The sequence below is a fragment of the Arsukibacterium indicum genome (genome assembly GCF_019100565.1).
GTDB lineage: Bacteria > Pseudomonadota > Gammaproteobacteria > Enterobacterales > Alteromonadaceae > Alishewanella > Alishewanella indicum.
On the sequence record NZ_JAHRID010000016.1, the window covers coordinates 1 to 7831 of the forward strand.

The window sequence follows — 7831 nt, forward strand, 5'->3', positions numbered from 1 at the left end:
ACAGTATGGCTCTGGTTGCAAAACTAACCCACGAACTCGGAGGTCAGCACCTCTTGGGGAGTCATTATGTCTATGTGTTTTCAGAGGTATTAGTTTAATGTCAAACGTCTTAAATGTGATTAAGTTACGGAATGCTAAATCGGATTTCAAAATGCTGGTTGTTTTGGCATTTTGCTTCGTTGCCATGTCATTTTTTGCAATAGGTTTTGTATATGCTCAAGCGCCAGAAATTGGCATTTTAGTTAAGCTTCTGGCAATTATGGGTACTGTAAATGTTGCTATGGTTTTCTACGTCATCAAAAAATTCAATGCTTTATCAAACACATAACAAGGCGCATCACTCGCGGCCTGCGGCCGCTGGGACGCCAATCCGCTGCGCGGCTCGTCGCCCGTGTGCTAAGCGTTAAATTACCAAGCGGCTGCACGAGCAACTTTATATTTAGGACTATAAGGAACAATTTATGGGTTTTGGTGGGATAAGTATTTGGCATTTATTAATCGTCTTGGCACTACCGCTGCTACATGTTGTTATTTCGAACCGTTCACACGGTGGTGCAAAGTTAGGCTGGTCGTTAGCGGTTGTATTTTTTCCGTTACTGGGGTACATAATTTTCTTAATAGTGACTCAGCCTGCAAAGAAAGCAGAACAGAGTTGATAAAATTTAACAAGGCCAGTCAGCACTGCTCCCTTTGGTCGCTGGACCTCAAATCCGCTACGCGGCTTTTCGGCCGCTGCTGGCTGCGTTATACGAAAGGAAGTCAACATGAATAAATTGCTAATAATATGGATTGTTTTATTAGTATCGAATGTTTTAAATGCATCAGAGATAAACAACATTCATGTTGTACGTAGTGTTGACGGCGAAATTGATCAGGAAATTGTACTGCCGTTTAATGAGGCTGAATCAATAATTCTTAAAGAAGTTTGGCGAAGCCCCGTTGGTATTTTTTGTAAAACCACCGTCCTAAATCAGGATGCTGGGCTAGCTAAAGGTTCTTTTGAATGCCAAAACAAAGATGGCTATAAGGCGCAAATAAGCATTGATTGTTCATTAAACAATAGTAAAGAAAACAGCGCTTATTTGTTCTTCGGTTTGGTTGGTGCGCCAGAAAACATTGGTAATTTCTATGTCTGGTGCAAGTAAATCGTATAACAAGTGCCATCAATCGGACTTGGGCAAACTGTCACCGTTTTTGCAAAAAGACGCAAAAACGCCGCCACTTCACCCAAGCCGTTGTGGCAGGCGTTAGCATCAATCAAGGAGTCAGACTTGAGATCAGGAATCCTCATCGTATTTATTGCTTTGCTGGTTGGATGTGCAACCTTTGAAAAACCAATTCCTACAGCAACGAGAACAAGCGAAACCGTTGAGCCGTATTTTGAACAAAAAGCTGTTGGAGAGAGCGCGATAATGACGAATCAAGCCTTAAAGTCGTATCGGGAGGAATATGTCCATGCAACTGAACACAAGGCTTTTGCTCAATCCGACGTAGGCGCTTGGTCTTGGAAGTCCAACAGAACCTCGATAAGGCACGCGATAGACAACTCTTTGATTGATTGTCAAAGAAATAACAAAAGACACGAAGCTGAACATCCGTGCAAGATTATTAATGTTGATGGGACATGGGCAGGGGAGCGGTAGATGCTAACAAGGCCAGGCACGGCGACGTCTACTACATTGCGGCTTCGCCTCCATTCCGTAGCCGCGCATGCTGGCTGGCGTTAGGCTTCTGGAATGAAAAATCACCATACAATAAAGTTGGTCACCTTACTTATTCTTTGTGGATGTTCGAGTTCCCCGTATTTTGTTGAGCTTGATCCAAGATCAAAATCTGCGAATGCAGCACAATACGGAGAAGGTGTATATTTTTATCACTACTCTAAAATTATCTTTCCATCTATGACTGATGCCAAAGCAAAAGAAGAATATTTCAATTTTGTTCAAACTGATATTGATGAAAAATTGGATAAAAATGCTGCTTGCGAAATTATCCAGGAATCGCTGTCATATAACAGCGAAGGCGGCGAAGTCAGTGTTCTGGTGAAATGCAATGAAACCTAACAAGTTACTTAATTTCGTTCCGGCCACAAACAGCGTGGCCTCCACGGGACTGCCTACGCTGCGCTGCGGCAGCCCATTAGCAATGCGTTACATGTCGCCAAGGAAATAGCGTTGTGCCATTTTTAGAGGATGGTTTTGAAATAGTACAAAATGTCATATCGACTGATGAGATCGAGTCGATTACCTTTGAGATTGAAAAATATGAAAGCAAGGGGGGTGGAATTCGAAATGCCGAAAAGAAGATTGCACCAGTCAAGATTCTCGCAGAAAGTACGAAGTTTATATCTCTTGCGTCACATTACCTTTCCGCTCAAGCAAGCTTAGTTCGTGCGATTATTTTTATAAAATCTACTGAAAATAATTGGCTGGTGACTTGGCATCAAGATAAGACTGTGACAGTTTCAAAAAAGCTGGATTCTCCAGGCTGGGGTCCTTGGAGTCAAAAGGATGGAGTTTTGCATGTACAACCGCCAGTCGAAGTCTTGGAAAAAATGGTCACTTTTAGGGTTCACTTAGACGAATCAACAGAATCTAATGGTTGCCTAAGATTAATCCCCGGCAGCCATAAAGAAGGTGTTATGTCACAGCCGTCAATTGATAGCTATTCAAAATTGCATTCTGCAATAAGCTGTGAGGCTCCAGTTGGATCTGCGTTGATCATGCGCCCGCATATACTACACTCATCAAGCAAAGCTAAGTCAACTCGCCCTCGCAGGGTGCTTCATCTTGAGTACAGTAGTTATAAGCTGCCTGGTGGTGTTGAATGGGCATAAAAACATGTAACAATACGTGCCAGTCGGACAGTTTGTTCCGTGGCTTTTTTGTGCCGGTCGCTGCGCTAGCACAAAACGCCACTCCACAAACTGCCGCTGCACTCAGCGTTAGCAGGCTTTCGGGGTTTTAAAGGTTTTCGTCAGTAGTATTGTTCCGGCATCGCCCGTGTTTGGCTTTCCAAGCAGCACTGGCAAATAGTCAAAGCTCGCCAGTTTGTGGGTTTACTGCAAACGGTGGTGGCGGTAGCGTTGTTCTTCGTGGCTTCGCTTTAACAGTTTTACAGGTTCCGGTTGGCTCACCGTATCGCAGCTGGCTGGTGTAGTTTTTAATTAAAAGCAGTCTGCCGTTGTTCAGGTTTGCCAGTGCGGCCAGCCGCGAAAGTTCGGTGTAGGCTGCTAACAAACAAAAGCAGTCGGACGCGTACCGCGCCGCTGTTTTGAGCGTTAGGCAATAAGGACAGTAGATGGATTTTCTCAATCGTCATGTTTGGTTAAAAAGAGCATTGATGCTTCTGGCCATTTTAATAGCTACACCATTTGCCGGTTACCTGCTGCTGTTCGTTGAGGTGGCAGGCTTAGAGGTGGCATTTGCGTGTTTGCTTATAGCGCTCAAGCCTTTTCTCACCTGGGCACAATTCCAAATCGACTTAATAAAGGCCACATTCAAGGCAATATCAAACAACTTTCATAAACACCTAGCTAGTCGCCCAACGGTATATTTTTCGCATGCTGCTGGTAGTGCTGCATTTTTTGCTATCACAGGTGTTGTGTTTGTATCGGTTGCCGTTTGGTTGCCTTTATTTATGGTTGGTGCGCAGTATGCCTAACAAGGCGCATCACTCGCTCCCTTTGGTCGCTGGGACCTCAAACGCTAACGCGTTTTTCCGCCCATGTGCTTTGCGTTAGCAGGTGTTCGGGTTTTAACGGTTTCAGTCAGTATTTTTTTCCGGCCTTGCTCGCGTTTCGTATTCTTAGCGGCAGCGCCAAACGGTTAAGTTCGCCAGTTTGCGGGTTTGCTGCAAACGGTTGTGGCGGTAGCGTTGTTCTTTTTTGCTTCGCTTAACAGTTTTACAGGTTCCGGTTGGCTCGCTGTATCGCACTTGGCCGGTTTAGTTTTTAGTAACAGCAGCCTGCCGTTGTTCGGGTTTGCCAGTGCGGCAAGCCGCGCAAGTCCGGTTCAGGCTGCTAACAAGCAAAGCCAGCCGACGCGTACCGCGCAGCTGCTTTGAGCGTTATAAGCCACGGACAAGTAATGAGTAAAAATCAGTCTCCTTACATGCTTGAATCCGCATCAGATTACCTTCGCGCGGCTAAATTGCTATGGGAACAACCAAATCTATGCAATGTAGCGATGGTTAATGCTGCCATAGCAATAGAGATTATTCTTAAAAGCTTTTCTGCTGAGCCTGCCGATAACAAGCGGAAAGGTACAATAGGCGAACAATACGAAATTAAGGGTAAAAGGTTACATCTTTTTACCGAGCTTGCTGCAAGAATCGACCCCGTAATTTATCGGGAGCTTGGTTTCAATAACCATGATTATTGGTTTCAACAGTATGATAATTTATTTATTAAAGCTCGTTACCCTTATGAACCGGACTCCCGCGGTGGTCATTCAGAGATACCTATTAAGGTTGGTATTGAAATGTTTAAGGCAACAATCAGGTGGTATAAAGATACTGGCAATACCGATCTGTGGGTTAAACGTTATCCTGAGGTTGCTGGTGGTGGCTTATAACAATCGCCATCAAAACGCCGCTTCGCGGCTCGACTCGCAACACGTTGCTCGCGTTTGTGGCGGGCGTTAGGCATTTTGGAGTTTAATTTGAGCGATATTATCAGTTCAGGTCAAGGTGAGTTAAAAGGAAACAAGCTACTTGAAAAAATTCTTTCTTTTTTAAGTATTTTGCTGATTTTTTCATATGTTGGTTGGGCAGTCTCTTTTATCGAGCTTTATGATGTTTATCAAGGACTGGTAAGTGGCAGGGATGCACCAGATCCAAAGGCAACTGCCGGCAACATCTCTAAAGCTCTCATACCTTATGTAACCTTCTTGATTTTGGCATTTCCGGGATGGGTATGCGCTATGCTAGTACTGTTCTTTTCTAGCTATCGCTCACGGGTTTATTTTAATTTCTGGCTAGTTTCGTCAGTTGTACTGTTTATTGGTTTTCCAATCGGCACCCTATTTGGGCTCATATTGGGTATTACTTTGTATGTAAAAAGGCGGCAGTTTGCGAGCCATGCCTAACAAGCGCAGTCACAAACGGCCACTGCGTGGCCTGGACCTCAACCGCTGCGCGGGTTTCGGCCTGTGCTGCGAGCGTTATACGCACTGAGGCTCTATGAGTAAAAGGACGTTTCTAGTTTGTTGTGACTACGGAACTGGCGGCATATGGTTTCTGGTAGATGCTGAATCGAAAAAACAAATTGACGCCTTGCATCCTGAGTTTTGCGCTTTTGAAACTAAACCAGACTGGATGTCCGAGGGTGATAAAACTAAGTATTTTCTGATGGCTGAGAAAGCTGGTCATCATTGGGACGTAGATAATAAAGAATGGTTAAAAAAATTCAAATGAAAGCATGTGCGTATAACAAACGCCATCAAAAACGCGCCCTTTGGGCGCTCGACTCGCAACAAGTTGCTCGCGTTTGTGGCGGGCGTTAGCATTTACCAAATAAGGAAGTCATTATGAGCTCTAAACCTCAAATATTGTTCTTGTCGCATGGCGGCGGGCCAATGCCTCTTTTGGGCGATGCTGGGCATACAGAAATGGTTGATTGCTTAAAAAGCATAACATCTTTATTACGTAAACCATCGGCCATTGTGGTTGTGAGTGCACACTGGGAAGAGAAATTGCCAACAATTACTGCTGGCGAGAGCCCATCGCTTATATATGATTATTATGGATTTCCAGAAGAATCTTACAGTATTACCTATCCCTGCAAGGGCGAGGCACTGCTTGCAAATAAAATCCACGAAAAGCTAGAGCGTGTTGGCATTGCTTGCAATCTCGATAAACAAAGGGGCTTTGATCACGGTTTGTTCATACCGCTAAAAATAATGTACCCAGATGCTGATATTCCTTGTATTCAGTTGTCGCTTCTTAATAACTTAAGTCCTGCCGAGCATATTAGTATTGGTCAGGCGCTACAGGGCTTAGACTATGAAGATTTACTTTTGATAGGGTCAGGATTTTCTTTTCACAATATGAAGGCCTTTTTTGCTCCAGAAACTACGGAGTCAAAAGATTTGAATGAAGCATTTGAGTCTTGGTTATTGGATACTTGTTCAAACACAAATATCTCTGAAGAAGAAAGAAAACAAAGACTGTGTGAATGGGTAAAAGCGCCGGGTGCTCGGTTTTGCCACCCTCGAGAAGAGCACCTATTGCCTTTGCATGTCTGCTACGGCTTAGCAGGCGGCGCATGTGCAGAATCGTTCGAGCTGAAGATTCTCAATAAGAAGTCAAGTATGTACCTATGGTAAGCAGAATGCTAACAAGGCGCTCAAAATCGGCCACAAAATACGTGACCTCGGACGCTCACTTCTTTCGCGCCGTTTAGCGCGTCGTTAGCTTGCAAAAGCTAGGTCGGTGCAATAACGATGTACTCTTTAGATATGGATGTTAAATGACTAAATTCAGTGTGCTTGTTTTACTTTATTTGTTGTCTCTTTGTACTGCATGCACTCAGCCGTCAACTATCGATTACCGTGCTGCTATTGATGCTCAGCTGTTTGAAAATGCGCAAAAGCACGGGATTCCCGGCCAGGCCGTGCTTGTACTTCACAACGGCGAGATTTTGTATCGCAATGCCATTGGTAGCAAAGCGATCGAAGATAGTGCACTGGTAACGCCGAAGACGGTCTTTCCGGTCTACTCCATCACTAAACTATTCACTATCACGCTCGCTATGAAGTTACAGGAAGAGGGAAAACTTGATTTTTCTGCGCCTGCTTCACTTTATATCGACAATCTGCCACTTTCTTGGCGTAGTATTCGTATCGAGCAGTATCTAAATCATGCTTCGGGAATTCCTGAGTATTTTGACAGCAATGATTTCTCGCGCCCGTTCCCAGCCAGCTTGGATTCTGTATTTGCAAAGTTACACAACGTTCCGCTTGTATTTTCGCCGGGTGAGCGTACAAGCTATACCAATACCAACAACCTAGTGATTGCTGCTGTACTTGAGGCCATAACACATACGCCTTACCGCGAGCTGTTACGCCAGAAAATCATTGAACCGCTTAACCTTCAAGAGACGTGGCTCAACCTTGCTGATGTGCCTGAGACACGCCTTGTTAAAAGCTATCGGGCGGGAGCAGGCCAGGTTGTGCCTGATCTGTCGATCTCATGGCCGGATTACAGCATCGCAAATGTAGGAGCGTACATGACACTGGATGATTTAGGTAAATTTATGTCCGCCGTAGCGCATGGGCGTGTTGTGTCAAAAGCAGAACTGCTTCGCCTATGGCAGCCCTTTAAACTTAAAAATGGTGCTGCTGGTTTTTTTGCAAATGGTTGGGACTATGGTGAGTGGGGGCGTTGGCACGAAGTTGGTCATGATGGTGGCACCAAGGTAAGAGTGCGTATTCTGTTCGATGACAATCTGGATGATCATTATATTGTCGTCTATTTGACCAATGGCAATAAGGATGGAGTCTGGTCGCACACGCTTGTCCGTTCGATCCAGACCATTATATTGCCGAATTAGTTGTCGCATTATGCTTCTTGGCTTCGCTAAAACAGATTTCAGGCTCCGGCTGGCTCGCCGTATCGCAGCTGGCCAGAGTAGTTTTCAAATAAAAGCAGCGTGCCGTTGTTCGGGTTTGCCAGTGCTGTAAGCCGCGCAAGATTGGTGTGGGCTGCTAACAAGGCCAGGCAAGCGACGCCAAACAGCGGCGCGCCTGCTGGCAGCGTTGGTATGACTCCCCAAGTCAAGCAAGTTGAATAAATCCCTGCTCATTTAAGAACCATCTTTTTGCTGTTAAAG

Annotated in this window: 12 protein-coding genes; all 12 read left to right on the forward strand. The window is 44.9% G+C overall.

Features of this window, described 5'->3' with window-relative positions; genetic code table 11:
- Positions 1 to 328, forward strand: a 328-nt coding sequence (locus tag KQY15_RS18835; RefSeq protein WP_217671448.1) for a hypothetical protein, incomplete at its 5' end; no start/stop codon positions are given.
- Between the two features lie 133 nt (positions 329 to 461).
- On the forward strand, positions 462 to 656 hold the full coding sequence (locus KQY15_RS19320; protein ID WP_217671449.1) for a PLDc N-terminal domain-containing protein: 195 nt from the start codon (positions 462 to 464) through the stop codon (positions 654 to 656).
- A gap of 108 nt (positions 657 to 764) precedes the next feature.
- On the forward strand, positions 765 to 1145 hold the full coding sequence (locus KQY15_RS18845) for a hypothetical protein (protein WP_217671450.1): 381 nt from the start codon (positions 765 to 767) through the stop codon (positions 1143 to 1145).
- 126 nt (positions 1146 to 1271) lie between these two features.
- Positions 1272 to 1643, forward strand: coding sequence for a hypothetical protein (locus KQY15_RS18850; protein WP_217671451.1), 372 nt, complete (start codon positions 1272 to 1274; stop codon positions 1641 to 1643).
- 93 nt (positions 1644 to 1736) lie between these two features.
- Positions 1737 to 2063 (forward strand): hypothetical protein, encoded by a 327-nt coding sequence (locus tag KQY15_RS18855; RefSeq protein ID WP_217671452.1) that lies wholly within the window; start codon positions 1737 to 1739, stop codon positions 2061 to 2063.
- 113 nt (positions 2064 to 2176) lie between these two features.
- Positions 2177 to 2836, forward strand: coding sequence for a phytanoyl-CoA dioxygenase family protein (locus KQY15_RS18860; RefSeq protein ID WP_217671453.1), 660 nt, complete (start codon positions 2177 to 2179; stop codon positions 2834 to 2836).
- Between the two features lie 464 nt (positions 2837 to 3300).
- Positions 3301 to 3663: a hypothetical protein gene (locus KQY15_RS18865; protein ID WP_205313555.1), complete on the forward strand. Its 363-nt coding sequence runs from the start codon at positions 3301 to 3303 to the stop codon at positions 3661 to 3663.
- A 425-nt stretch (positions 3664 to 4088) separates the two neighbouring features.
- Positions 4089 to 4574, forward strand: coding sequence for a hypothetical protein (locus KQY15_RS18870; RefSeq protein ID WP_217671454.1), 486 nt, complete (start codon positions 4089 to 4091; stop codon positions 4572 to 4574).
- Positions 4575 to 4661: 87 nt separating this feature from the next.
- Positions 4662 to 5087 carry a hypothetical protein gene (locus KQY15_RS18875; protein ID WP_217671455.1) on the forward strand — a complete coding sequence of 142 codons (426 nt, stop codon included), beginning with the start codon at positions 4662 to 4664 and terminating at the stop codon, positions 5085 to 5087.
- Between the two features lie 94 nt (positions 5088 to 5181).
- On the forward strand, positions 5182 to 5415 hold the full coding sequence (locus KQY15_RS18880) for a hypothetical protein (RefSeq protein WP_217671456.1): 234 nt from the start codon (positions 5182 to 5184) through the stop codon (positions 5413 to 5415).
- Positions 5416 to 5528: 113 nt separating this feature from the next.
- The gene (locus tag KQY15_RS18885) at positions 5529 to 6326 is read left to right on the forward strand and encodes a DODA-type extradiol aromatic ring-opening family dioxygenase (RefSeq protein WP_254795857.1); all 798 of its coding nucleotides are present in this window, start codon (positions 5529 to 5531) and stop codon (positions 6324 to 6326) included.
- 143 nt (positions 6327 to 6469) lie between these two features.
- Entirely contained in the window at positions 6470 to 7552 is a 1083-nt protein-coding gene (locus KQY15_RS18890; RefSeq protein ID WP_217671457.1) for a serine hydrolase domain-containing protein, read from the forward strand.
- Positions 7553 to 7831 lie beyond the last annotated feature (279 nt).